This is a genomic window from Haloferula sargassicola, from assembly GCF_040362925.1.
GTDB lineage: Bacteria > Verrucomicrobiota > Verrucomicrobiia > Verrucomicrobiales > Akkermansiaceae > Haloferula > Haloferula sargassicola.
Map to the genome: position 1 here is coordinate 17,334 of NZ_BAABRI010000005.1, position 24,427 is coordinate 41,760.

A 24,427-nucleotide genomic window follows, 5' to 3' on the forward strand; every position below is an offset into this window, starting at 1 on the left:
ACTGCGGTCCCAATTGTGACGACGATCACGTCCAAAGCGTTTGGAGGCCCGGGATGCGCTCGCGGGCTTGTCTCCAAGGAATCCGAGCCATCAATGAGTGGGGCGCATCCGAAAGGGAGGTGGTGCGTCCTCCGTTTCCTGATCGATTCGTATCAGAGAATATGCTTGGTGCATATTTTGCTGGGTAACAGCCATGGTCAAGGAACGTGGACCGTGCCGACCGAAGCCCGGCGAGGAGGGCTTCGACTGCGAGCGTGATTGCGGCTACTACCACGATGGCCCGGCGAATTCGGAGTTGGAGCCGGTTTCCGATTCCATTTGCCGAGTCATCCAAGAGCTGAGCATCCTGTTCGACGTTGCGCGCTCGTTGCAGGAGGGCGATGACTTGACGCACGACCTCAACAAGGCGCTCGCCGGGATTACCGAGTCGCTGTCCTTGTTTCGCGCCACGCTGCGGATCCGTAATCGCGCGACCGATGAGAATCGCGTCGAGGCCAGCTGCGGCCTCTCGCCGCGGGACATCGCGCCGGACCTCGATGCGGCCGACCTCTACCTCTCCCAGCGGGTGATGGAAACAGCGGAAACGATCGTCATTCCCGATGTCCGTCTGCCGCAGCGCCACCTCTCCGCTGCCGAGGTGGCGAAAACCAAACCGGTCTGCTTTTCCGGCTCGAAGACCGCCCTGATCGGCGTGCCGGTGATCCATTCGGGCGAGGTGATGGGCACGCTTGACCTCGTCGGCCGTTGCACCAGCCGTGAGCTGTTGGAGTCCGACCTGCGACTCTACTCGCTGGTCTCACAGCTCATCGCTCAGGCCGTCCATCTGCGGCGACAGGCGCAAGAGCAGCTCGAGTATTTCCGGCTCGAAAACGAGAAGCTCCAGGACCAGGTCCAGCGTCACCTGCGGCCCGACAACATGATCGGCAACTCGCGGGCGATGCAGATCGTGTATCATTCCATCGAGCAGGTCGCCGCCAGTAACTCGACCGTGCTCATCCGCGGTGAGAGCGGGGTGGGGAAGGAACTGGTGGCCCACGCCATCCACCGGCGCAGTCAGCGCGAGGGCAAGGCCTTTGTGAAGATCAACTGCGCGGCCCTGCCCGACGGCATCGTGGAAAGCGAACTCTTCGGCCACGAGCGCGGGGCCTTCACCGGCGCGGTCGCAATGCGCAAGGGGCGCTTCGAACTCGCCCATCGCGGCACGATTTTCCTCGATGAGATCGGCGAGTTGCCGCTCCAGACGCAAGCCAAGCTGCTGCGTATCCTCCAAGAGCGCGAGTTCGAGCGCGTCGGCGGCACAGCGACGCTGCGTTGCGATGTCCGCGTGATCGCCGCCACCAACCGTCCGCTGGAGGAGTTCGTGGAGGAGGGGAAGTTTCGCCAAGACCTCTACTATCGGCTCAACGTCTTCCCGGTCTTCGTCCCGGCGCTGCGCGAACGGAAAACCGACATCCTCCAGCTCGCCGACTTTTTCGTGGAGAAATACAACCAGGCCAACGGCAAGAAGATCCGCCGCATCTCCACGCCGGCGATCGACATGCTCATGAGCTACCACTGGCCCGGCAACGTCCGCGAGCTGGAAAACTGCATCGAGCGCGCCACCCTCCTGACCACCGAGGAGGTGATCCACGGCTACCATTTGCCACCGACTCTCCAGGTTCCGACCGCCAACGATGCGCCGAACCGCTCGACCCTCCAAGCCGCGCTCGATGGCGTGGAGCGGGAAATGATCATCGATGCGCTCAAGACCCACCGCGGCAACATGGCCGCTGCCGCCCGTCAGCTCGAACTCACCGAGCGTGTCATGGGGCTGCGGGTGAAGAAGCATGGGATCGACTGGGCCGATTACCGTGAGTAAAAGACGGCGTGGAACTGGAGCCGCCACCGAACCTGTTCTCCATGGGCAACCGCCCACCGTGGACGGTGGCCTCCGTCGGTTTCCAGGACGATCCCTCTCCGCTGCACATCGGTCGCGTGAAACAGGAGCACCGCCGCTTGTTCGAGATCTTGGAAAACGAGGTCTCTCCCGCGCGGCGTGGTGAAATCTTCCACGAATACGCCTCGGTTCAGTTCGCGCTGCACCAATGGCAGGAGCACCGCGCCGCCGCCCGCCGTAGTCTGCGAAACAGCTACGTCCGCTTCATCCGTGGCTGGGCGGTCGATTCGAACACCATCGAGGGCGCCGTGCTCAAGGGCTGGGTCCACAGCCGCCTCGGCATCGCGCCCACCTTCCATCAGGGTTCGCTCGGGCAGAGCCGGGAGAATTTTGAGCGCTATGCCCGTGACCGGATCCGAGGTTGCGCGCGCACCAACGCCATCGAACAGCAGCTCGACCTGCTGTTCGAGTTCTGCCAGTACGAGATCCATCGTAGAAATCCCGGCGAACGCTGGCTCACGCTTTACCGCGGGACCTTCGACGGGCAGGCCTACCGCCTGGTCGACGACTCCGATCCCAAGCGTCCGGTCGTCCGCATGAACAACATCTCGTCCTTCACCGCCGACCGCGAATGCGCCTGGGAGTTCGGCTCGACCGTCTGGGAGGTGCGGGTGCCGCTGTCGAAGGTTTTCTTTTTCAGCACCCTGCTGCCCGAGAGCATCCTCAAGGGCGAGGAAGAACATCTCGTCATCGGCGGCGAATACCGCGTCCGCAAGCTGCTCTACTGATGGCTGAACGGATCCGACAGATTGAAGGCGGCCTTTGGGGACTGCTGGTCGGCGACGCGCTCGGCGTGCCCTACGAATTCCACCCGCCGGAGGAAATCCCGCCTTTTGAGGAGATCGACATGATCCCGCCGATGGGCTTCCCGCGCAGCTACGCCCACATCAAGCCGGGGACTTGGTCGGACGATGGAGCCCAGGCCTTGTGTTTGATGGCATCGCTGTTGGAGTGCTTTCAATGGTCGATCGATGACTTCGCCATGCGCCTGCTCAAATGGTCGGCCTACGGCTACATGGCGGTCGGCGGGCGGGTATTCGACATCGGTATCCAGACCGGCAGCGCCCTGTCGCGTTTTGCCAGCGGCAGGCCGCCTCACGAGTCCGGCCTGCATGGCGAACGCAACAACGGCAACGGCTCGATGATGCGCGTGCTGCCGGCCGCATTGCTGTTTACCGGGCCTGATGAGGATCTCGTCGCCCTCGCTCATGAGCAGTCGCTGGTCACCCACCGCCACCCTCGATCGCAGGTCTGCTGCTCGCTTTACTGTCTGTGGGCGCGATTTGAAATGCTTGGCTCTGACGATCCCTGGGCCGCCGCCGTTTCGCGCCTCCGCGGGATCTACACGTCAGGCTCCCAGTTTCGCCGCGAATTGGAATCCGTCATTCTCCCGGCCGCCGATCTTCCTCCGGGCGGTACCGGCTACGTCGTCGATTCCCTCCATTCCGCCCGCCATGCCTGCCGGGGGAACGACTACGCTTCGATTGTCCGAGCCGCCATCTCCCTCGGCCACGATACCGACACCACGGCCTGTCTTGCCGGGGGTATCGCCGGGATCCGCCACGGGAAGAATGGCATCCCGCAGGACTGGCGGGAGCTCATGCGTGGCACGGATCTGTTCCTGACGCTGCTCGGTCGCTGCTCCTAAGTCCGGCCTGAGGTTTTCCGCGTGTCAGAAGCTCCCCTCGGGCGCGTCCGGAATGGCCTTGCCGATCATGGGAGATCGGCCTGGATTCCCGACATCGGGGTAGGGGAGGAAACGGGTTCCTACATTCCGGTAGGAAATCGTTCCGCGGCCGCGGCGTGTGTCAGCCGGGCATCGGATTTTTTCCCGTGTGAGGATCAGGGGGTTGTGCGGAATCGACGGGAAATTCTTCCGGAAATCCGGCACTGGCATCCTGCGAGTTAAGGGAATCGCATGCCGCACCCGGCAGCGGAAGGCGGAAACTACGACACAATTAGTAATTCAAACCGGATACGAATCATGAGAAAGATCGCAATTTACGGCAAGGGTGGCATCGGCAAGTCCACCACCACCCAGAACACCGTCGCCGGCCTGGTCGAAATGGGCCGGAAGGTCATGGTCGTCGGGTGCGACCCGAAAGCCGACTCCACCCGGCTCCTCCTCGGCGGCCTGGCCCAGCGCAGCGTGCTCGACACCCTCCGCGAGGAAGGCGAGGACGTGGAACTCGAGGACATCCGCTCGGAGGGCTACTGCGCCTCCCTGTGCGTGGAGTCCGGTGGCCCGGAGCCGGGCGTCGGCTGCGCCGGCCGCGGTATCATCACCTCGATCAACATGCTCGAACAGCTCGGTGCCTACGAGGAGCAGGTCGGGCTCGACTACGTCTTCTACGACGTCCTCGGCGATGTCGTCTGCGGTGGTTTCGCCATGCCGATCCGCGAGGGTAAGGCGGAGGAGATCTACATCGTCTGCTCCGGTGAGATGATGGCGATGTATGCCGCTAATAACATCTGCAAGGGCATCGTGAAGTTCGCCAAGACCGGCGTGGTCAGGCTCGGCGGCCTCATCTGCAACAGCCGCAACGTCGATCGCGAGAAGGATCTGATCGAGAACTTCGCCGCCCGCCTGGGCACGCAGATGATCCACTTCGTCCCGCGCGACAACGACGTGCAGCGCGCCGAGATCAACCGCAAGACGGTCATCGAGTGGAACCCGGAAGCCAGGCAGGCCGACGAATACCGCGCCTTGGCCAAGGCGATCGAGGTCAACAAGAAGCTCGTGATTCCGAACCCGCTGGCGATCGAGGAACTCGAGGCGCTGCTGATGGAATACGGTCTTTTTGCCTGAACCCCGGCCCGCACGGGCCCCAACCGCACGAACCGCCATGAGCGACATTTCCACCACCGAAGACGGCGCCTTCAGCGCGATCGAGGGCGTCTCGCCCGACGCGTTGCGCGAGCAGATGCTGGAGGGCCTGCCGGCCAAAACGCTGCGCAAGCGCTCGAAGCAGATCCTCGAGAACGACCCGGACTCGCCGCTCGTGATCGGCGCAAACACCCGCACGATCCCCGGCATCATCACCCAGCGCGGCTGCACCTACGCTGGCTGCCGCGGGGTGGTCATCGGGCCGATTCACGACATCCTCCACATCACCCACGGTCCGGTCGGTTGCAGCTACTACTCCTGGCAGACCCGCCGCAACCTCGCCCGCACCAGCGAGCTGGGGAAGGCGAACTTCCTCCAGTACTGCATGACCACCGACATGCAAGAGGACCACATCGTGTTCGGCGGAGAGAAGCGCCTGGCAGCCGCCATCCGCGAGGCCTACGAGCTGTTCAAGCCGAAGGCGATCTCGGTCTATGCCACCTGCCCGGTCGGGCTGATCGGTGACGACATCCACAGCGTTTGCCGCGAGGCGAGCAAGGAACTCGGGATTAACGTCTTCGGCTTTTCCTGCGAGGGCTACAAGGGTGTTTCCCAATCGGCCGGCCACCACATCGCGAACAACGGCGTGTTCAAGCACATGATCGGCCTCGACGACGCACCGGTCGGTGAGGACGCCGACGCGCCGTTCAAGATCAACATCCTCGGCGAATACAACATCGGCGGTGATGCCTGGGAGATTGACACGCTGCTTCGCAAGTGCGGCGTGCGCGTGCTGGCCACACTGTCCGGCGGGGTTACCTACGATGAAATCACCAGCTGCCACCAGGCGGACCTGAACGTCGTGATGTGCCACCGCTCGATCAACTACATGGCCGAGATGATGGAAACGAAGTTCGGCATCCCGTGGTTCAAGGTGAACTTCATCGGCGCCGACTCGACCGCAAAGTCGCTGCGCAAGATCGCCCAGTACTTCGGCGATGAGAACCTGATCGCCCGCACCGAGGAGGTCATCGCCCAGGAAATGGAGGCGATCCGCGAGGTTCGCCTGGAGGTCAAGGCGCGCCACCAAGGCAAGAAGGCGGCGCTGTTCGTTGGCGGTTCCCGGGCCCACCATTACCAGGACCTGTTCGCCGACATCGGCATGGAGACGATTTCCGCCGGCTACGAGTTCGCCCACCGCGACGACTACGAAGGCCGCGACGTGCTGCCGAGCATCAAGGTCGATGCCGATAGCCGCAACATTGAGGAACTCCACGTCGATCCCGATCCCGAACGTTTCCGCCCGCGGATCTCGCCCGAGGCCAAGGCCAAGATGATCGCGAACGGGTTCAGCTTCTCCGACTACCAGGGGATGATGAAGGAAATGAAGAAGCGCGCTCTGGTGATCGACGACATCAGCCACCACGAGCTGGAGAAGCTGATCGAGACCTGGAAGCCCGACATCATCGGCTCCGGCATCAAGGACAAGTACATCGTCGAGAAGATGGGCGTGCCCTGCAAGCAGCTGCACTCCTACGACTACGGCGGTCCCTACGCGGCCTTCACCGGCGCGGCGAACTTCTACAAGGAAGTGGACCGGATGCTTTCCAGTAAGGTCTGGGGCTACGTGGTCCCGCCGTGGGTCAAGGACCGCAAGATCGGGGAACCCGCTGCGGTCGTCGCCTGAAATCAACCGCAACTTCAACCCCACAAGACCATGTTAGACGTTACCACAGCCGGAGTCTCGGAACGCGGCGCGCTGCGGATCAACCCGGCCAAGACCTGCCAGCCGATCGGCGCAATGTATGCTTCGCTAGGCATCCACAGCTGCATGCCGCACAGCCATGGCTCCCAAGGCTGCTGCGCCTATCACCGCAGTCACCTGACCCGTCACTTCAAAGAGCCCGTCGCAGCGACCACCAGTTCCTTCACCGAGGGAGCCTCGGTTTTCGGCGGCCTCGCCAACCTCCAGCAGGCGCTGGTGAACATCTTCTCGATCTACAATCCGGAAGTGGTCGCCGTCCACACGACCTGCCTGTCGGAGGTGATCGGCGACGACATCCCGACCATCATCAAGAAGTCACGCGACGAGGGGAAGATCCCGGAAGGCAAGACGGTCATCCATGCGAACACGCCGAGCTTTGTCGGCTCGAACGTCACCGGCTATGCCAACATGTGCACCGCTTTCGTGACCTATCTCGCGGAGAAGACCGGAGAATCGAGCGATGCGGTCAACATCATGCCCGGCTGGCTCGACCCGAGCGACATGCGCGAGCTGAAGCGTCTGGCCGACGAGCTGGGCGTGAAATACACGATCTGCCCGGACACCTCTGATGTGCTCGACCTGCCGCAGACCGGCGTTTACGAGATGTATCCGAAGGGAGGCACCCCGATCGCGGAGGTCAAGCGGATGGGGGATGCGGTGAAAACCCTCGCCCTCGGCGAGTTCACCGCCTACCCGCCTGCCCAGAAGCTTCTCGACCAATGCGAGGTGCCTTTTGAGAAGCTCGACGCCCCGATCGGCCTCGCCAACACCGACCGCTACATCGACACGCTGCGCCGTATCGCCGAGGTCGAGGTGCCGGCCAGCATCGATGCCGAGCGCGGCCGCCTATTGGATGTCATTTCGGACATCGGCCAGTATTTTCACAATGTCCCGGTCGCCATCTTCGGCGATCCCGATGTGGTGATCGGCATGACCCGCTTCGCGGTCGAGCTGGGATTGTATCCAAAGTACGTCTTCACCGGCTCGCCCGGCAAGGCCTTCGAACGGAAGATCGCCGAGATCCTGGGCGACCAGTATCCGGACGCGGTGGTCCGGCAGACCGCCGACCTCTTCGAGCTGCACGAGCGCATCAAGGCCGATCCGGTCAAGCTGCTCATCGGCAACACTTACGGCAAGTTCATCGGCCGCGCCGAGGGCATTCCGCTGGTCCGCTTCGGCTTCCCGGTGCTCGACCGCGTCGGCCACCGCCTGTTCCCGGCCGTCGGCTACCGCGGGGCGATGCACCTGGTGGAGAAGATCAGCGACGCGCTGCTCGACCACCGGGATGAGACCTGCCCCGAGGAGTGGTTCGAGCTGGTTCAGTAACCCGACGTCTCATTGCCCGTTCGCTCACCGAAAACGCCCCGCTGTCATGTCCCACGAATCCATCGAGATCCTCGAAGAACGCCGCTCCCAGGTCCTGCGCAAGGGCGAGGAGGGGGCAACCGGGATTTCGTGCGGCAAGCAAAGCGTGGCGGGATCGGTGAGCCAGCGGGCGTGCGTCTTTTGCGGCTCGCGGGTGGTGCTCTACCCGATCTCCGACGCGCTCCACGTGGTCCACGGCCCGATCGGCTGCGCCGCCTACACCTGGGACATCCGCGGAGCGCAATCGAGCGGGCCGCAGCTCCACCGCAACAGTTTCTCCACCGACCTCCAGGAAAAGGACGTGATCTTCGGCGGGGAAAAGAAGCTCACCGCAGCGTTGCGCGAGCTGATCGCCGCCTGCAGGCCGAAGGCCGCTTTCGTTTACTCGACTTGTATGACGGGAATCATCGGAGATGACGTCGGCGCGGTCTGCAGGGAGCTGGCCGCCGAGGCCGGCATTCCGGTCATTCCGGTGGAAAGCCCGGGCTTCAGCGGCACCAAGAAGGACGGCTACCGCGCCGCCTGCGACGCGCTCTACCAGCTTGTCGGCAGCGGCGACATTGCTGGCATATCCAAGCGCAGCATCAACCTGCTCGGCGAATTCAACATCGCGGGCGAGACCTGGCTGATGAAGGACTACTTCAAGCGCATCGGCATCGAGGTCGTCTCGTGCATTACCGGCGATGGCCGGGTGGACGAGATCCGCCGCTGCCACGGCGCGAAGCTGAACCTGGTGCAGTGCTCCGGGTCGATGCTCCATTTCGCGAAGCGGCTCGAGCAGCAGTACGGCATCCCGTTCCAACGAATCTCGTTTTTCGGCATCGAGGACACCGCGGCCGCACTCTACGAGGCCGCCGGGGTTTTCGGCGACGACGAGTTGATGCAGAGTGCCCGCGGTCTGGTCAGCATGGAGTTGGCAAGGATCCAGCCGGAGCTGCGCCGTTACCGGAAAATCCTCAAGGGGAGGAAGGCGGCGGTCTACGTCGGCGGCGCCTTCAAGGCCTTCTCGCTGGTGCGGGCGCTGCGCACGCTGGGAATGCGTACGGTTCTGGTCGGCTCGCAAACGGGCAACCCGCAGGACTACGCGCAACTCAAGGAGCTGTGCGATCCCGGCACGGTCATCGTCGATGATTCCAATCCGTTGGAACTTGCCAAGTTCTGCCTGGAGATGGACGTCGATCTTTTCATCGGCGGGGTCAAGGAACGGCCGATCGCCTACAAGCTCGGCATCGGGTTCTGCGACCACAACCACGAGCGTAAGGAGGCGCTGGCGGGCTTCGAGGGGATGCTCAATTTCGCCAAGGAGGTCCATGCCTCGGTGATGAGTCCTGTGTGGAAGTTCGTCCCGCGCCGCGCCAAGCGGAAAACCTCCAATCAAACCGAAGCGGCATGATCGAGGAATGCGACATCCTGTGCGACGAGCCGCCGGTCAATCCGGACCTGTCCCACTGCACCGCGGCCACCCGCAACGCGTGCAAGCTCTGCACGCCACTCGGGGCCTGTCTGGTTTATCGCGGCGTGCGTGGTGCGATTCCCTTCCTGCACGGATCCCAAGGCTGCTCGACCTACATCCGCAGATATCTCATCAGCCATTTCCGCGAGCCGATGGACATCGCCGCCTCGAACTTTTCGGAGGACACGGCGGTCTTCGGTGGGGCGAAGAACCTCGAAACCGGAATGGCCAACGTTTCCCGCCAGTACCGGCCCGAGTTAATTGGCCTGGCGACGACCTGCCTCAGCGAAACCATCGGCGAGGACATGCCGGGCCTGGTCGCCGGCTGCCGCGAGAAGGTCGCGAACCTGCCACCGGTCGTCCAGGTTTCCACGGCCAGCTACCGCGGCTCACACATCGACGGCTTCCATGACTGCGTGACCGCGCTGGTCGATCAGCTCGCCGAGACGACCGTGCCCCATGGTGGCCTGAACCTGCTGCCGGGCATGGTTTCCACCGCCGACTTGCGCCATCTGCACGAACTCGCCGAATGCTTCGGCTTCGCGGTCACGATGCTGCCCGACTACAGCGACACACTCGATGGTGCGACCTGGGTCGACTACGAGGCGCTGCCCGCCGGCGGCACTGGCATTGAGGCGATCCGCGCCATGGCCGGGGCCCGTGCGACGCTCGAACTCGGCGACTCGCTGCGAGGCAAGCCGAGGTCCGCGGGGAGTTTGCTGGAGCAGCGCTTCGGGGTCGAAAAGGTCGGCCTGACCCTGCCGGTCGGGATTTCCGCGACCGACGACTTCCTCGACGCATTGGCTCGGATTTCCGGCAAGGAAACCCCCATCGACCTGACGGCGGAGCGGGGGAGGCTGGTCGACTCGGTGGTCGATGCCCACAAGATCACCTTTGGCAAACGCGCGATCGTCTTCGGCGAATCGGACTTGGTGATCGGCCTCGTTTCCTTCCTGTGCGAGATCGGCGTGCAGCCGGTTCTCGTCGCTTGCGGCGGCACGACCGGCAACTTCGAGACCGCGCTCCGGGCCGCCGTGCCCGAGCTGCCGGCCGACGTCCGGATCCGCGACGGCGCGGACTTCGCCGACATCTCGCATGAGGCGCACCAGCTCGCGCCCGACCTGCTGGTTGGCAACAGCAAGGGCTACGGCTTGGCCCGCGAGCTGGGCATCCCGCTGATCCGCACTGGCTTTCCCATCCACGATCGCATCGGCGGCCAGCGCGTCCTCCACCTCGGCTACCGCGGCGCGCAGACGCTTTTCGATTCCATTGCCAACGCGCTGCTCGAGCACAAACAAGCAACCTCCACCATCGGCTACTCCTACCTATGAGCACCCGCGTCCATCCCGAGCGGTTCCAAACCGACCGCCACCCGTGTTACTCGATCGGCGGCAGCCATAAGTTCGCCCGCATCCACCTGCCGGTCGCCCCGCGCTGCAACATCCAGTGCAACTACTGCAACCGGAAGTTCGACTGCGTGAACGAGAGCCGCCCCGGCGTCACCAGCAAGGTGCTATCACCGGTCCAGGCACTGGCCTACCTCGGGGAGATGAAGGAAAAGATCCCCACCATCGAAGTTATGGGTATTGCCGGTCCGGGCGATCCCTTCGCCAATCCCTACGAGACCATGGAAACGCTGCGCCTCGTCCGCCGCCGGTTTCCGGAAATGATGCTCTGCCTCGCTTCGAACGGCCTGCACATCGGTCCCTACATCGACGAGATCGCGGAACTCGATGTCACCCATGTGACCATCACCATCAACGCCGTCGATCCGAAGATCGGTGCGCTGGTTTACCGCTGGGTGCGCGATGGCGACCACCCGCTCAAGGGCGAGGAAGGCGCGCAGCTGATGATCGACCGCCAGCTCGAAGCCGTGGCCAAACTGGCTGAGCGCGGGGTGGCGGTGAAGGTCAACTCGATCGTCATCCCCGGCGTCAACGATCACCACATCCCGCGGGTTGCGAAGGTCACCAAGGACCTCGGCGCGGCTTTGATGAACTGCATCCCGCTATGCCCGGTCGAGGACACGCCTTTCGAAAACCTCACCGAGCCGGACGGAATCATGATGGCCCGTGTGCGCCTGCAATCCGGCGAGAACCTCTCGCAGATGAGCCACTGTGCCCGCTGCCGTGCCGACGCGGTCGGCTTGCTCAACGAAGACCGCTCGCTGGAGTTCGCTGAAACGCTGCAATCCTACACCGAGAAAGACATGCCCATGGACAAGTCGCGCCCTTTCGTCGCCGTCGCCACCCAGGAAGGAATGTTGGTCAACCTGCACCTCGGCGAGGCCGACAAGGTGATCATTTACGGACACCACGAGGAGTCGGACGAGTACGAGATCATCGACGTTCGCCGTCTGCCGCCGCATGGCGGCGGCGACGACCGCTGGAAGGAACTCGCCCACGAGCTGCGCGACTGCCGCGCCATCCTCGTCAGCGCCTGCGGCCCGCGGCCGAAAAGCATCATCGAGGGGTTCGGCCTGGCCGTCATCGAGATGGAGGGCCTGATCGAGGAAGGACTCGAGGCGATCTACGAGGACGAGGAAATCCCGACCTCGCTCCGCCGCCGGTTCACCAGCTGCGGCGACGGCTGCTCCGGCACCGGCACCGGATGCGGTTGATACTGTTAGAAAATCTGAAGTTTTAAATCCGAAATCGGAAATCATGTCCACCACCTCCGTCATCGATGCCCTCCAGAGCCAGGCCGAGCATGAGCGCTTCGCCTCCATTTCCTACCTCGCGCTTTCGCTCTGGTGCGAGGCCGCCGACTACTCCGGCTTCGCCGAGTTCTTCAAAAAGCAGGCCGCCGAGGAGGCCGAGCATACCGAAAAGATCCACGGCCATCTGCTGGATCGAGGCGTCCAGCCGATTCTCGGAGCGGTCGAGGCGCCGCGGCAACAGTTCTCCGACCTGATCGACGTCGCGAAGTACGTCGTCGAGCTGGAGAAGGCCAACACCCGCGGCATCCACGGCTGCTACGAGGCAGCGCTGGAGCAAAGGGACTATCCCTCGCAGGTCATGCTGCACTGGTTCATCGAGGAGCAGGTCGAGGAAGAAGCCTGGACCGGGAAACTTCTCACCCTCGCCCAGCGCGCGAACTGCGCCGGGGCGATGGCCACGCTCGACCGCCACGTCCCCCGGATTTTCGCCGACTAATTTCCAACCAACTCACCATCATGAATGTTCCCGACCATCACCTGTTCGTCTGCGCCAGCTTCCGTGCCGGGGGAGAGCCGCAGGGCGTTTGCCACAAGAAGGAATCGATCAACCTGTTGAGTTACCTCCAGAACGAGATCCAGGACCGGATGCTGGAAGGCATCGAGGTCTCCGTGACCGGCTGCATGAACCAATGCACCAAGGGCCCGGTGATCATCGACTACCCGTCCGGCCATACGTACGGCCGGATCACCGAGGAGGCCATTGATGCCATCCTTGATGCCTTCGAGGACGGCGAGGTGGCCGAGGATTACCTCGTTTCCTGAATGCCATGAATCCGCTGGCCGAGATCCGGAAGTCGCGTGCGTGGTTCGTCGATACCACGCTGCGCGATGGCGAGCAGGCGGCGGGCGTCGGATTCTCCGATGCCGACCGCGTCGAGCTCGCCCGGCAGCTGGCGGCGATCGGCGTGCGTGAGCTGGAGGTCGGCATTCCCGCCTCCGGCGAAACGGCGCGGCGGCAGATTTCCGAGGTCGCCGGGGCGGTGCCCGACCTTTGGTTGCTCGCGTGGTGCCGTGCTCGTCCCGACGATCTCGACGCCGCCGCACAATGTCCGGTGCAGGGTGTTCACCTTTCCTTTCCCGTCTCCAACATCCACCTGCAGGCCTGGCGCAAGAACCATGCGTGGGTGCTGCGCACGCTGCGCGACCTGACCGAGGATGCGGCGGGGCGCTTCGACTACGTGACGGTCGGCACACAGGACGCCTCGCGGGCGGATCGTTGTTTCCTCGCCGACTTCTGCCACGCCGTGGCCGAGTCTCCGGCGATACGTCTCCGGCTGGCCGACACGGTGGGCGTGCTGAACCCGAAGCTGACCGAGGTGATGACACGCAACGTGCTGAAGAACCTCGGCGGCAAGCTGGTCGAGATCCACGCCCACAACGACCTCGGCATGGCCACTGCTAATACGATCGTCGCCTGGCAGAACGGCGCGAAATGCCTGAGCACCACCGTCAATGGTCTCGGCGAGCGGGCGGGAAATGCGTGCTTCGCGGAAGTGGCGACCGCCTTGAGCGTGGCCTGCCACTGCGACTCGGGCATTGAGCTTGCCGGACTCGGCGCCCTCTCAAGCTTCACCGCCAAGGCCACTCAGCGCGTCTTGCCGGCGCAGGCTCCGGTGGTGGGCGAGGCGGTTTTTTCCCACGCCTCGGGTATCCATCTCACCGGTCTGAGGCGCGACCGCCGGACATACGAGGCCTTTGCGCCGGAATCGGTTGGCCATCTGCCGTCGCGACTCTACTTCGGCGCCCAGAGCGGACCAGGCGCGTTGCGGGAGTTCGCCGGCGGCAGCGGAATCCTGCTCGATCCCGCTACGCTCGCGGAAACGGCCGAGCGGCTGCGCGAATTCTGCCGCCGCCGGCACACGGTGCTCTCCCCCAACGAGGCCGCGCTGATGGCGGCCGACGGACTTTTCACCACCTGAATCAACATGCCCAATTCCATACGCAACGAACTCAGCGGCACCGTCAAATCGGTGAAAATCGGCGACATTGTTTCCGAGGTCGTCATCGAAACGCCAGCCGGCGACGTCGCCGCGATCGTCTCCAGCGACTCGGTCAAGGATCTCGCTCTCTCGCCCGGCGACAAAGCCTGCGCGCTGGTCAAGGCGACCAACGTCTCGGTCTGCCGCTGCACCTGCGGCGGGCACTGAGGTCAGCGCCGCATCGAGCGCAGGTAGAGGCGGGCGCAGCGCCTGGCCTCACCGGCGCCCAGCTGGAACTCCTCGGTGCGCAAGCGCCGCGAGCCGGTCTCGGCGGTCACCACGTAGGTGATCGAGCCACGACCGGGGCCGCCCGATCCAGCAGGAGCATCGATGCCGCAGACATTCCCGACCTCGAAGCCCTCGGCGAGCAGATAGCGCAGGCGTTTCAACATCCTCATCAACGCCTAAGAAACCACACCGCCCGTGAGGGCACAACCTGAACCTCTGATACGATGGCCTTTTACCTGACCCAAGCGACCGCGCTGCCCGATGGCATGTGGCAGCCCGGCGAATTGACCAAAGTCCGCCTGGCCGGTCCCGACGGGCCGATCGCCCGCCACATCATGGACATGCCCGACACGCCGAACGGCGAGTGGAACCTCGAAGCCGCCGACCTGATCGCCGCCGTGCGCCGTGGGTCGCCGGCCGAGGGAAAAACCGAGCTGCTGCTGTGGGACGCGGGTGATCCCGACACTTGCCCTTCCCGGGTCATCCGCATTTGCGGCATCAGCCGCGAGTTTGACACCGAGTTGCTGGTTCACATGGAGGTGCTGAAGAAAAACGGCGAGGGGCTGAAGCCCACCGGATGCAATTCCGGCGAGGCGCTGCGGCTGCTTGGTGGCCGCGTGACGCCGAAGGCAAAATGGTTGTGGGCGGCGCCAAAGATGTCGATCGGCAGCACCATCGTCGGGCCGGAAACCGCCGTCGGTTAGAGTTTCATCCGCAGCGGGATCATCGGAGAGCCGATGAAGCCCGCGCGGGTGTAAAAGCAGACCGCGGCAATGTTGTCGGAATCGGTAAGCAGGGTCAGCCGCAGGCAGCCGGCTGTGCGCGCCTGCTTGATGGCGCTCCGCAAGAGTCTTTGTCCGATTCCGGTTCCGCGATGCGCCGGATCCACGATCATGTCCTCCAGCCATCCCACCCGTCCGCCTTCCGCAGTGCTGATGGAAAACAGCACGCTCACCATGCCGACCACGCCGTCCGCCGTTTCGGCAACCAGCAGGAGACCGCTATCCGGCTGGTCAAGGATCATGCGCAGCCCGCGGGCCTGCTTTTCCGGATCCGGCACGAACTCCGCTTCCTGCGCGAACAGATGGCCAAGCAAGCCTCCCAAAACCGGGATGTCGTCTTTCCCCGCCCGCCGGATCTTGCCAAGTTCCTCACCCATGCGATGTCTTGCCTAGCAACCCCCATGCCCTCCGTGAAGTCCATCCTCGTCGCGTTCCTGCTGCTGCCGTTAATTTCGGCCGCGGAGGAGATCACCGTTTTTGCCGCCGCCAGCCTGACGCAGGTGCTGCAGGAGGCGGGGGAGATTTATGGAAGGAACACGGGCGACACGGTGGTGTTCAACTTCGCCGGCTCGAACACGCTCGCCCGCCAGATCGAGGCCGGCGCGCCAGCGGATGTGTTCCTTTCCGCGGACACGCGGCAGATGGATCGGCTGGCTTTGAAGAAGCTGATCGTCGAGGAGACCCGGAAGTCATTGTTAGGAAACACCTTGGTGGTGGTGACTTCGCCCGATGGCCCCGCCATCGAGGCTGCTGGTGATCTTGCGGGTGGAGCGGTCCGCCGACTTGCGCTGGGGAATCCTCAAGCGGTGCCGGCGGGGGTGTATGCGAAGGCCTGGCTTGAATCGCAACACCTGTGGGCCGCTCTTTCATCGAAGGTGGTTCCGGGCGAGAACGTGCGTGCGGCGCTGGGCTTCGTGGAGTCGGGAAATGCCGAGGCGGGGATCGTTTACAAGACGGATGCGGCGATCTCGGACAAGGTGAAGGTGGCGCTGGAGATTCCGGCCGATGAGGGACCGGAGATCGTGTATCCGGTGGCGCTGCTGTCCGACTCGCGGCATGCGGAGTCGGCCCGGCGTTTCCTCAAGTGGCTGGAGGGCGGCGCGGCGAGGGTGACATTCGAGAAATTCGGGTTCACGGTGCTCGCGGAATGACTTCGGAGGAGTGGCGCCTGGTTGGATTCACCGCTGGAATGGCGGTGCTGGCGACGCTGCTGGTGCTGCCCTTCGGGGTGGCGGTCGCCTGGCTGCTCTCGCGCCGGAGCTGGCCGGGAAAGACGCTGGTCGAGACCCTCGTTTCGATGCCGCTGGTCATGCCGCCCGTGGTCACCGGGCTGATCCTGCTGCAGCTCTTCGGTCGCCGCGGACCGCTGGGGAGCTGGCTGTGGGAAACCTTCGGCATCGAGGTCGTATTCACCTGGAAGGCGGTGGTGCTGGCGCTCTCCGTGATGGCGCTGCCGCTGCTGGTCCGCGCGGCGCGGGCGGCGATGGATGGCGTGGACGGCCGGCTCGAGCAGCAGGCGCGGACGCTGGGAGCGGGGGAATGGCGGGTGTTTTTCACGGTCACCCTGCCGCTGGCGAAGCGCGGGGTGCTGGCGGGCACGCTGTTGGCGTTTGCGCGGGCCTTGGGCGAGTTCGGGGCGACGATTATGATCGCCGGCAACATCCCTGGGAAAACGACGACCTTGTCGGTGGCCATCTATAACCTCGTCCAGCTCGGCGAGGATGGAAAGGCCTGGCGTTTCGCCGCGGTGTCGGCGGTGCTGGCTTTCATTTCCGTCGCGCTCAGTGAGCGACTCACCCGCGGAGGTCGCGCATGAATGCCGTCCTCCAGGCCAGTTTCGAGCGTCGGTTTCCGGGTGGCCCGGTGATCCGGGTGGAGGATTTCGCGACCCGCCCGGAGGTGGCGGTGACGGTGCTCTTCGGAGCGTCGGGATCGGGAAAAACGACGCTGCTGCGGGCGGTGGCGGGACTGGATCGGCCGGTGGCGGGGTCGGTCCGGTTCGACGGCCGGGTTTGGTACGATGCCCACCGTAGCATCCACGTCCCGGCGCGTCACCGGCGGGTCGGGCTGGTGCCGCAGGACTACTCGTTGTTTCCCCACCTGACGGTGGCGGGGAATGTCGGGTATGGCCTGAGGGGCCGCTCTAACAGGGCAATGCGGGTGGCCGAGCTGCTGGAATGGCTGGGGCTGGAGGATCTGGAAAAGCGCTATCCGGGCGAGTTGTCCGGCGGGCAGCAGCAACGGGTGGCACTGGCGCGGGCGCTGGCTCCGCGGCCGGGCCTGTTGCTGCTCGACGAGCCGCTGGCAGCGCTCGACCAGCCGACCCGTCTGCGCCTGCGCGGCGAGCTGCGTGGCTGGCTGCGGGAGGCGGGGATTCCGGCGCTGCTGGTCACGCACGACCGCGACGAGGCGCAGGCGCTGGGCGACGACATCGCGGTGATGTCGGGCGGGCGTTTGGTTCAGCAGGGGCCGGTGTCCGAGGTGTTCGCGAGGCCCGGCAGTGCGGAGGTGGCGGACATTCTGCTGGTGGAAACGATGGTGCCCGGAGTGGTGGAGTCGGTCGCAGACGGCATCGCGCGGGTGCGGTGCGGTGAGGTGATGCTGAAGGCGCTGGCGCCGGAGACCGGGATGCGGGAGGTGATGGTGGGCATCCGGGCGGAGGATGTGAGCTTGTCGGCTCCGGATGATTCGCCGGCCAGTCCGCGGAACCGGTTGGCAGGGTTGGTGCGAGAGCTTTGCGGCCAAGGAGTGATGGTGAGGGTGGAGGTCGAGTGTGGGTTCAGGTTGGTGGCGCTGTTGACGCGGGAGGCTTGCGCGGAGATGGCCCTGAAGGAGGGGAGCCGGGTGGTGGCTTCGGTGAAGGCACCAAGGGTGCATTTGATGGAGCGCCGATGATGAAATCGGCCGAGTGGTCCCTTGAGTTGGCGAGCTGGGGGGGACTCGAAGCAGCGACGAGAGCTCTTCAGCTGCGGCCTCTCTGTCCGGCAGCCGCAGGCAGCCGCTCCGTTCGCAAGCGGAGGCTCGAATGGAGCGCCGATGATGAAATCGGCCGAGTGGTCCCTTGAGTTGGCGAGCTCGGGGGGACTCGAAGCAGCGACGAGAGCGGTTCAGCAGCGGCCTCTCTGTCCGGCAGCCGCAGGCAGCCGCTCCGTTCGCAAGCGGGAGGCTCGAATGGAGCGCCGATGATGAAATCGGCCGAGTGGTCCCTTGAGTTGACGAGCTCGGGGGGACTCGAAGCAGCGACGAGAGCGGTTCAGCAGCGGCCGCTCTGTCCGGCAGCCGCAGGCAGCCGCTCCGTTCGCACGCCGGAGGCGGGCGACTGTTAGGGAGATGTGTTGGCGTTCAGGCGGATGAAGGCCTGATTGTCCCCTGGCAGGGGGGCATGAGCATAGCCGTCGGCCGCGACGGTAGGGCTTGGCGTGACGGGTGTGAAGTCGTCGAGAGTGAGACCGGTTTCGGCATCGACGGTTACCTCGGTGGTGGAAGGGAGGCGAATGGGGTAGCGGAGTTCGTAGCCGGATCCGGTGCTTTCGAGCGACACGAAATCCGAGTCCGGATAGGTGGGATCCAGGCCGAGCGCGAATTCGACCACGGCAGGGATGCCGTCGCCGTCGCTGTCGTCGCTTTCTCCAAGGCCCGTGAGTTGGAAGCCGGTCATCCAGTTGGCGAAGCTCATGTCGATCTGGGCCGCACTCTTGCCGAGCAAGCCACCGAGCATTTCGCTGGCGGTCAGCAAGGGGATCTCGTCGCCGTAGGTGGTGTTGAAGGCGTGGATGATCACGTTGGCGATCACGGCCTGGGCGTTGGTGTTGGGGTGGAAATTCGCGCTGAACTCGCCGTTGAGCCAGACGTAGTCCAGGTCCCCGGTGACGCTGCCGGCATTGGTGAAGGGGATGCCGTGAATGGTGAATGGGGCGGTGCCGTCAAGAAGCCCGAGGGTGGGTCCGAAGATGTCGGCAAAACCCAGGCCCCGGGAGTCGGCCAGCGACTTGAGGCGCTGGTTGAGGTCGCGGGTGACGTCGGTGACGTAGCCGGTCTTCACCGGATCGGTCGGGTATTTCCCGCGGATCTCCGGGGTGATGCCGATGTGCGGGACGGCGACGATGACGATGGGAATGCCCGGGTTCCAAGTCTGGACTTGATCGATCACGGCGGTGGAGTCGGAAACGAAGCCGCTGACGAAAGCCTCGATCTCGGCAGGAGTCAGGGTGGCATTGTAGATGCCGCCGTAGACTCCACGCATGTCATTGCCGCCCACGAAATAGGTCAGTCGCTCGGCCTGGCTCTGGACCTGGGTGCGCAGCTCGGTGAGGGAGAAATCGCTGTCATCGATGCCTGCCAGCACCATGGCTTCACCGACCGAAAGGCCGCTGTCTCCGCTGTCCGACGAGTTGGCAATGTCCGTGAACGACTTGTTGCCACTGATGAAGTCATGGAGGTCCGCGGCCCTCGCTCCGGGGATGGCCCAGTTGTATTCGTGGCGCAGGAGGAAAGTGCCGCTGACCAACGGAATGGTGAAGGTCCGGCGGGTGCCGATGTCGAACCAGTCGTGACGGTAGGTGGCGTGGTTCAAGGTCTCGATCCAGTTCCGGACTTTCCCGGGACGATAGGTGTCAAACCCGTCTCCGTGGGTTTCCAAACTGAAGGTGGAAGGATTGAGAATCTTCACCCGGAACCCGAATTCCGCCTCATAAGCGAACGTCAGTGAATCGCCGAGGGTCACGATCTGCTCGGCGGCGCGGGCGGTCGGGATGAATGCCAGCGCGAGGCCGGCGGCAAGGGTGGCGCGGATCATGGGGCGAACCTAGCCCCGCTCGCCGGGGGGGAAAGCCGTTTCCTTGGGGTCAGTTCCGCCCTTTCACGAGCGGCAACAGGCGGACCGGACCGAGGAGGCCGGCAGCGTCGGTTCCCGGCAGGGCCGAAACGGAGAGCTCGAGCTGGTGGGCCCCGGCGGGCAGGGAGCCGAGATCGATCACCGCGGGACAACCGAAGACCGGAGCCGGATCGCCACCATCGATGGTCACCTCCGCCACATGGGCGACCTTGCCCAGATCGAGCAGCCACGCGTCCGATCCGTCGGGAACTTCGAACTCAAGGCGGTAGCTCACCGGTGATCCGGCGCGCGCCATTTCCGGGTCCGCCAAGGTGCGCCACGAACCCAGCAATGGCAGCTCGGTGGTTTTCCCGCCGGGGAAGGTCAGCTGCCAGCGACCCCGGAGGTCGATCGCCTCCATCGTCTCCGGCCAGGCAGCGAGATCGGGGGGCGCTTGCCGATAGGTGCGGACCAGTCGGGACTCATGGGGAGCGAGCGAGAGCTGCAGTGCGACCCGATTTCCGCCCGTGGCGGTGCTCACGAGACCGGCCCGATCGGGCAGGGTCGGATCGAGCATCACCGCAGCGGCGGCGGGGCGGGCCAGCTCGAAGGTGGCGTCGATGGACTCATCCGTCGGATTGACGATCCAGTAGTGATTTCCCTCCGCATGAATGCGGCGGACGGCACGCAATCCGAAGCGGGTCAGCGGTTCTCCCTCGATCCCCAAGGCGGCGGCGAGCTTGAGCGGATCGTCGCTTTCCTCAGGCCGGCTGATGTTTTCCAGAGCCTGGATGAGGGTGCCGCGGCGGATGTCCGGCGAGGGAAAACCGGGCACGTCGGTGGGCCAGTCGCCGAGGATGCCGATCCGTCCGCTGCGGCGGGAAAGATCGCGCAACACCGCGGCGGTCGTCTCGGGCAGGCGGCGGACTTCCGGCAGGATGACGGCCTTGTAGCTCAGGCCGCCGAGGATGATCCGGCCGTTGGCGGCGGTGGCGGTGGCGAGGAGCTTGTCGCTCACGATGTCGCACTCGATGCCCGCCTTTTCAAAAACCCGCAGGGCATGGCCGAAGCCGCTGGCGGCGATCCAGTCGAGCCGCTCGTCGGGATCGTCCGGCAGCCCTCCGCGGGTGGCGAGAAAGTCGTGATACGGGAAGTACAGTAGCACGTCCGGGTCGGGCGCGCCGTCTTGAAGAATCGTCTGGATACGGGTGATCCAGGCGGTCAGCGCCGGAATGCCGGGCTCCAGCGCTTCATTGATGGGGCCGAGCACGATCTGGTTCGCGCCCTTGATCCACAGCGCCTCGCACTGGCGGCGGATTTCATCGGGCGTCGCGGTCTTTCCGCCCGCTACGATGCCGCTCACCAGCGGCTTGAGCGCGAAATGGGCGGCCGAAGCGGCGAAGGGCGGGTCCTCGGGTGAGAGAACGCTCGGGATGTCCGCGACGGCGTGAAGATCCACGGGATGGCCGGGATTTCCGCGCAATACCGAGCGACTCAGCGAGCCCTCGGCCCTCGTCCGTTCATGCCAGGCACCCAGGGCCTTCAAATGCAGGTCGCCGAGGGTTTCCCGATAGTCGCTGGTGACGCGTTGGGAAACGCCGGGATCGCCGTCACCCAGAAGCGCCGGGAGCTGCTCGCGGAGGTCGTAGCCACGGAGCTTGATGAAGGTTTCGTGGAACTCGGGCGACCAATCGCCGGTGGTGGTGGCGCTGCGCTCGAAGACTTTCGACCGGGCCGCGGGTACGCCATCTTCTTCGAGCGGCTTTTCGTGAAAATCCAGCCACAGGGCCATCGAGTAGTCCGAGAACGGGTCGAGTTCCTTGTCGGCCTTGTGCAGGGCCAGCCCGAAAATGCGCCAGTCGCCCGGCGGCGCATTCCACACCAGCGTGCCATCCTTCTGAACGAAGCTCGACAGGTCGGTCGGCGATCCTTGGAGCGGCCAGGCACCGATGGTGTCGATCTCGGCCGAAGGAAGGTCGATGCGCACTTCCTGGCCGCCGGAGACCGCCTGCTGAAAGGGCTCCACTTTCCGGACACGGAGTTCGTCCAGAGCGCTGTCGGGCCGAGGGAAATCGTTGAGCCGTAGGTCGAAGCCGAGGCCGTTCAGCTGCGCCTCGGCGGCCATCTCGCGGGTCTGCAGCATCCACAGATCGGGATCCTCGTGCCAGGCGGGGAAAACCACCCCGCCGAAGCCCTCGGCGCTGAGCTGGCCGAGGTCCGGCAGGAGGCCTTCCGCCAGCGAAACCGCGCTGAGCTGCCGCCACGGCTTGGCTTCGATCGGGGCCACCGGCCAGTCCGGGGATGCGGCATGCAGGGGGGAAAGCCCGGCCATCAGGCCAAGCCCCGCTTGCATCCACTGCCCCGCACGCTCCATCATCCGCGCCCACGACCTAAGCCACCCCGCCGCGAACGGCAAGCCGCCCGCGGACTTCCCCCTTGCCGGGTCCTTAGGAAACCTTAAGCATCCCGCCCATGAGTCACGACCCCGATCAACACGTCTCGCTGGGCGAGATGTATAAGGACTATTTCGTGGACTACGCATCGTACGTGATTCTCGAGCGGGCGGTTCCGCACCTTGTTGATGGGTTAAAACCCGTCCAGCGCCGGATTCTTCACTCGATGAAGGAACTCGATGACGGGCGCTACAACAAGGTCGCCAACCTCATCGGCAACACGATGAAGTACCACCCGCACGGCGACGCCGCGATCGGCGACGCCACGGTGAACCTCGGCCAGAAGGACCTGCTCATCGACACCCAGGGCAACTGGGGCAACACGCTCACCGGCGATGGCGCCGCGGCCCCGCGCTACATCGAGGCGCGGCTCACGAAGTTCGCGCTCGACGTCATTTTCAATCCCAAGACCACCGAGTGGACGCCCAGCTACGACGGGCGGAACAAGGAGCCGGTCACGCTGCCGTCGAAGTTCCCGGTCGTCCTCGCGCAGGGCGTCGAGGGCATTGCCGTCGGCCTCGCGTGCAAGATGCTGCCGCACAATTTCCTCGAAATCATCGACGCCTGCATCGCCGCGCTGCGGAAGCAGGAATTCGAGCTGCTGCCCGATTTTCCGACCGGGGGCATCATGGATGCCAGCGACTACCGCGACGGCCTCCGCGGCGGCAAGGTGCGGGTCCGGGCGCGGATGGAGATCGAGAAAAAGAACCTGATCCGCATCACCGAGGTGCCCTTCGGCACGACCACCGGGGCCCTGATGGACTCAATCGTCAACGCCGGCGACAAGGGCAAGATCAAGATTTCCAAGATCGAGGACAACACCGCCGCGACCGCCGACATCCTCGTCCACCTCCCTTCCGGTGTGGACGCCGAAACGACGCGCGACGCGCTCTTCGCCTTCACCGACTGCGAGCTGAGCATCTCGCCGAACGCCTGCGTGATCGTCGAGGGGAAACCCCAGTTCATGGGCGTGTCGGAGATCCTCCGGCGCAGCGCCGACCAGACCCGCGACCTGCTCGGCCGCGAGCTGGAGATCAAGCTCGGCGAGCTCAACGAGAAGTGGCATTTCAGCTCGCTGGAAAAGATCTTCATCGAGAACCGCATCTACCGCGACATCGAGGAATGCGAGACTTGGGAAGCGGTGCTGAAGGCGATCGACGACGGTCTCAAGCCCTTCAAGAAACTCCTCAAGCGCGAGGTCACCGAGGACGACCTGATTCGCCTGACGGAGATCAAGATCAAGCGCATCTCGAAGTACGACAGCTTCAAGGCCGACGAGGAAATCAAGGCGCTCGAGGACGCGATCGCCGAAACGGAAAAAAACCTCCGCAACCTGACGAAGTTCACGATCAAGTGGTTCGAGGAGATCCGGAAAAAATACGGCAAGGGCCGCGAGCGGAAGACCGAGGTTTCCTCCTTCGAGCGGGTCGACCGGACCCAGGTCATCCTCGCCACCGAGACGCTCTACCTCGACGAGAAGAACGGCTTCGCCGGCTACGGGCTGAAGAAGGAGAAGCCGCTCGAGAAGTGCTCCACGCTCGACGATATCATCATTTTCACCGCCGACGGCACCATGAAGGTGACCAAGGTCGCGGAGAAGGTCTTCGTCGGCCAGCGCCCGCTGCGGGTGGAGGTCTATCGCAAGGACGAGGACCTCATTTACTCGATGATCTACCGCGACGGCCGCGAGGGACCGCTGATGGCGAAACGTTTCCGCGTCGGCGGCACCACCCGCGACAAGGAGTACGACCTGACCGGCGGCAAGAAGGGCAGCCGGATCTTTTACTTCGCGGTCCACCGCAGCGAGGAGGAGAGCGCGGATCAGCTGCTCATCGTCCACCTCAAGCCCGCCCTGCGCCTGCGCAACGTCTCGCGGCCGTTCAACTTCGGCGAGATCGGTATCAAGAGCCGCGGCAGCCGCGGCAACATCGTCACCAAGCTCAACGCCGACCGCGTCGTCCGCGCACCGAAGGACTTCGATCCCGAGGTCGGAGCGTGAGGCGCGGTCGTTGTTTTTCTGGCGGGCCTCGACGGACGTGCTCGCGGTCGGACCAAAAGGAAAGGCCCGGGGCTTGCCCGGGCCTTGTCGAGCACGGCGATGAATCGC

At 64.5% G+C, this 24,427-nt stretch carries 22 protein-coding genes; 18 read left to right on the top strand and 4 right to left on the bottom strand.

All coding sequences use genetic code 11. From position 1 onward, the window contains the following. The first annotated feature begins 193 nt into the window (after positions 1–193). The 13 genes from ABXH26_RS05100 (at position 194) to ABXH26_RS05160 (ending at position 14,212) form a co-directional block, all read left to right on the top strand. Positions 194–1,858, top strand: coding sequence for a sigma 54-interacting transcriptional regulator (locus ABXH26_RS05100; RefSeq protein WP_353565966.1), 1,665 nt, complete (start codon positions 194–196; stop codon positions 1,856–1,858). Positions 1,859–1,899: 41 nt separating this feature from the next. Next, complete coding sequence (locus ABXH26_RS05105) at positions 1,900–2,664, top strand: NAD(+)--dinitrogen-reductase ADP-D-ribosyltransferase (RefSeq protein WP_353565967.1); 765 nt, start codon at positions 1,900–1,902, stop codon at positions 2,662–2,664. Further along, positions 2,664–3,584, top strand: coding sequence for an ADP-ribosylglycohydrolase family protein (locus ABXH26_RS05110; protein ID WP_353565968.1), 921 nt, complete (start codon positions 2,664–2,666; stop codon positions 3,582–3,584). Before ABXH26_RS05105 ends, ABXH26_RS05110 begins: the two co-directional genes overlap by 1 nt. 336 nt (positions 3,585–3,920) lie before the next feature. Further along, positions 3,921–4,745, top strand: coding sequence for a nitrogenase iron protein (nifH, locus tag ABXH26_RS05115; RefSeq protein WP_353565969.1), 825 nt, complete (start codon positions 3,921–3,923; stop codon positions 4,743–4,745). A 37-nt stretch (positions 4,746–4,782) separates the two neighbouring features. Then, positions 4,783–6,450, top strand: coding sequence for a nitrogenase molybdenum-iron protein alpha chain (nifD, locus tag ABXH26_RS05120; RefSeq protein WP_353565970.1), 1,668 nt, complete (start codon positions 4,783–4,785; stop codon positions 6,448–6,450). 30 nt (positions 6,451–6,480) lie between these two features. Next, the gene (gene nifK, locus ABXH26_RS05125; protein ID WP_353565971.1) at positions 6,481–7,854 is read left to right on the top strand and encodes a nitrogenase molybdenum-iron protein subunit beta; all 1,374 of its coding nucleotides are present in this window, start codon (positions 6,481–6,483) and stop codon (positions 7,852–7,854) included. Between the two features lie 46 nt (positions 7,855–7,900). After that, complete coding sequence (nifE, locus tag ABXH26_RS05130) at positions 7,901–9,286, top strand: nitrogenase iron-molybdenum cofactor biosynthesis protein NifE (protein WP_353565972.1); 1,386 nt, start codon at positions 7,901–7,903, stop codon at positions 9,284–9,286. Further along, positions 9,283–10,677, top strand: a complete 1,395-nt coding sequence (locus ABXH26_RS05135) for a nitrogenase component 1 (protein ID WP_353565973.1) — start codon at positions 9,283–9,285, stop codon at positions 10,675–10,677. Before nifE ends, ABXH26_RS05135 begins: the two co-directional genes overlap by 4 nt. Next, on the top strand, positions 10,674–11,966 hold the full coding sequence (gene nifB / locus ABXH26_RS05140; protein ID WP_353565974.1) for a nitrogenase cofactor biosynthesis protein NifB: 1,293 nt from the start codon (positions 10,674–10,676) through the stop codon (positions 11,964–11,966). The genes ABXH26_RS05135 and nifB overlap by 4 nt, the downstream gene beginning before the upstream one ends. Positions 11,967–12,009: 43 nt before the next feature. After that, entirely contained in the window at positions 12,010–12,501 is a 492-nt protein-coding gene (locus ABXH26_RS05145) for a ferritin (protein ID WP_353565975.1), read from the top strand. 20 nt (positions 12,502–12,521) lie between these two features. Beyond that, a complete protein-coding gene (locus ABXH26_RS05150; RefSeq protein WP_353565976.1) occupies positions 12,522–12,827 on the top strand; it encodes a (2Fe-2S) ferredoxin domain-containing protein in 306 nt (101 codons plus the stop codon). Between the two features lie 5 nt (positions 12,828–12,832). After that, complete coding sequence (locus ABXH26_RS05155; protein ID WP_353565977.1) at positions 12,833–13,984, top strand: hydroxymethylglutaryl-CoA lyase-like TIM-barrel protein; 1,152 nt, start codon at positions 12,833–12,835, stop codon at positions 13,982–13,984. Positions 13,985–13,990: 6 nt separating this feature from the next. Next, positions 13,991–14,212, top strand: coding sequence for a TOBE domain-containing protein (locus ABXH26_RS05160; RefSeq protein ID WP_353565978.1), 222 nt, complete (start codon positions 13,991–13,993; stop codon positions 14,210–14,212). A gap of 2 nt (positions 14,213–14,214) precedes the next feature. On the opposite strand, the gene ABXH26_RS05165 is transcribed toward ABXH26_RS05160, so the two are convergent. Beyond that, on the bottom strand, positions 14,215–14,442 hold the full coding sequence (locus ABXH26_RS05165) for a hypothetical protein (protein ID WP_353565979.1): 228 nt from the start codon (positions 14,440–14,442) through the stop codon (positions 14,215–14,217). A 54-nt stretch (positions 14,443–14,496) separates the two neighbouring features. On the opposite strand from ABXH26_RS05165, the gene ABXH26_RS05170 reads away from it, so the two are divergent. After that, positions 14,497–14,976 (top strand): hypothetical protein, encoded by a 480-nt coding sequence (locus tag ABXH26_RS05170; protein WP_353565980.1) that lies wholly within the window; start codon positions 14,497–14,499, stop codon positions 14,974–14,976. On the opposite strand, the gene ABXH26_RS05175 is transcribed toward ABXH26_RS05170, so the two are convergent. After that, on the bottom strand, positions 14,973–15,431 hold the full coding sequence (locus ABXH26_RS05175) for a GNAT family N-acetyltransferase (RefSeq protein WP_353565981.1): 459 nt from the start codon (positions 15,429–15,431) through the stop codon (positions 14,973–14,975). The two genes, ABXH26_RS05170 and ABXH26_RS05175, sit on opposite strands and share 4 nt — an antisense overlap. Before the next feature lie 24 nt (positions 15,432–15,455). Here ABXH26_RS05175 and modA point away from each other — a divergent pair, with 24 nt between their 5' ends. The 3 genes from modA to ABXH26_RS05190 are packed head-to-tail and all read left to right on the top strand — an operon-like array spanning position 15,456 to position 17,949. After that, positions 15,456–16,205, top strand: a complete 750-nt coding sequence (modA, locus tag ABXH26_RS05180) for a molybdate ABC transporter substrate-binding protein (RefSeq protein WP_353565982.1) — start codon at positions 15,456–15,458, stop codon at positions 16,203–16,205. Then, positions 16,202–16,870, top strand: a complete 669-nt coding sequence (gene modB, locus ABXH26_RS05185; protein ID WP_353565983.1) for a molybdate ABC transporter permease subunit — start codon at positions 16,202–16,204, stop codon at positions 16,868–16,870. Before modA ends, modB begins: the two co-directional genes overlap by 4 nt. Continuing rightward, on the top strand, positions 16,867–17,949 hold the full coding sequence (locus ABXH26_RS05190; RefSeq protein WP_353565984.1) for an ABC transporter ATP-binding protein: 1,083 nt from the start codon (positions 16,867–16,869) through the stop codon (positions 17,947–17,949). Before modB ends, ABXH26_RS05190 begins: the two co-directional genes overlap by 4 nt. A 427-nt stretch (positions 17,950–18,376) precedes the next feature. Here the strand turns inward: ABXH26_RS05190 and ABXH26_RS05195 are convergent, their stop codons facing one another. Both ABXH26_RS05195 and ABXH26_RS05200 read right to left on the bottom strand, forming a co-directional pair. Then, on the bottom strand, positions 18,377–19,849 hold the full coding sequence (locus ABXH26_RS05195) for an SGNH/GDSL hydrolase family protein (RefSeq protein WP_353565985.1): 1,473 nt from the start codon (positions 19,847–19,849) through the stop codon (positions 18,377–18,379). A 49-nt stretch (positions 19,850–19,898) separates the two neighbouring features. Next, on the bottom strand, positions 19,899–22,220 hold the full coding sequence (locus tag ABXH26_RS05200) for a glycosyl hydrolase (protein ID WP_353565986.1): 2,322 nt from the start codon (positions 22,218–22,220) through the stop codon (positions 19,899–19,901). A gap of 119 nt (positions 22,221–22,339) precedes the next feature. On the opposite strand from ABXH26_RS05200, the gene ABXH26_RS05205 reads away from it, so the two are divergent. Continuing rightward, the gene (locus ABXH26_RS05205; RefSeq protein ID WP_353565987.1) at positions 22,340–24,319 is read left to right on the top strand and encodes a DNA gyrase/topoisomerase IV subunit A; all 1,980 of its coding nucleotides are present in this window, start codon (positions 22,340–22,342) and stop codon (positions 24,317–24,319) included. Positions 24,320–24,427: the final 108 nt, after the last annotated feature.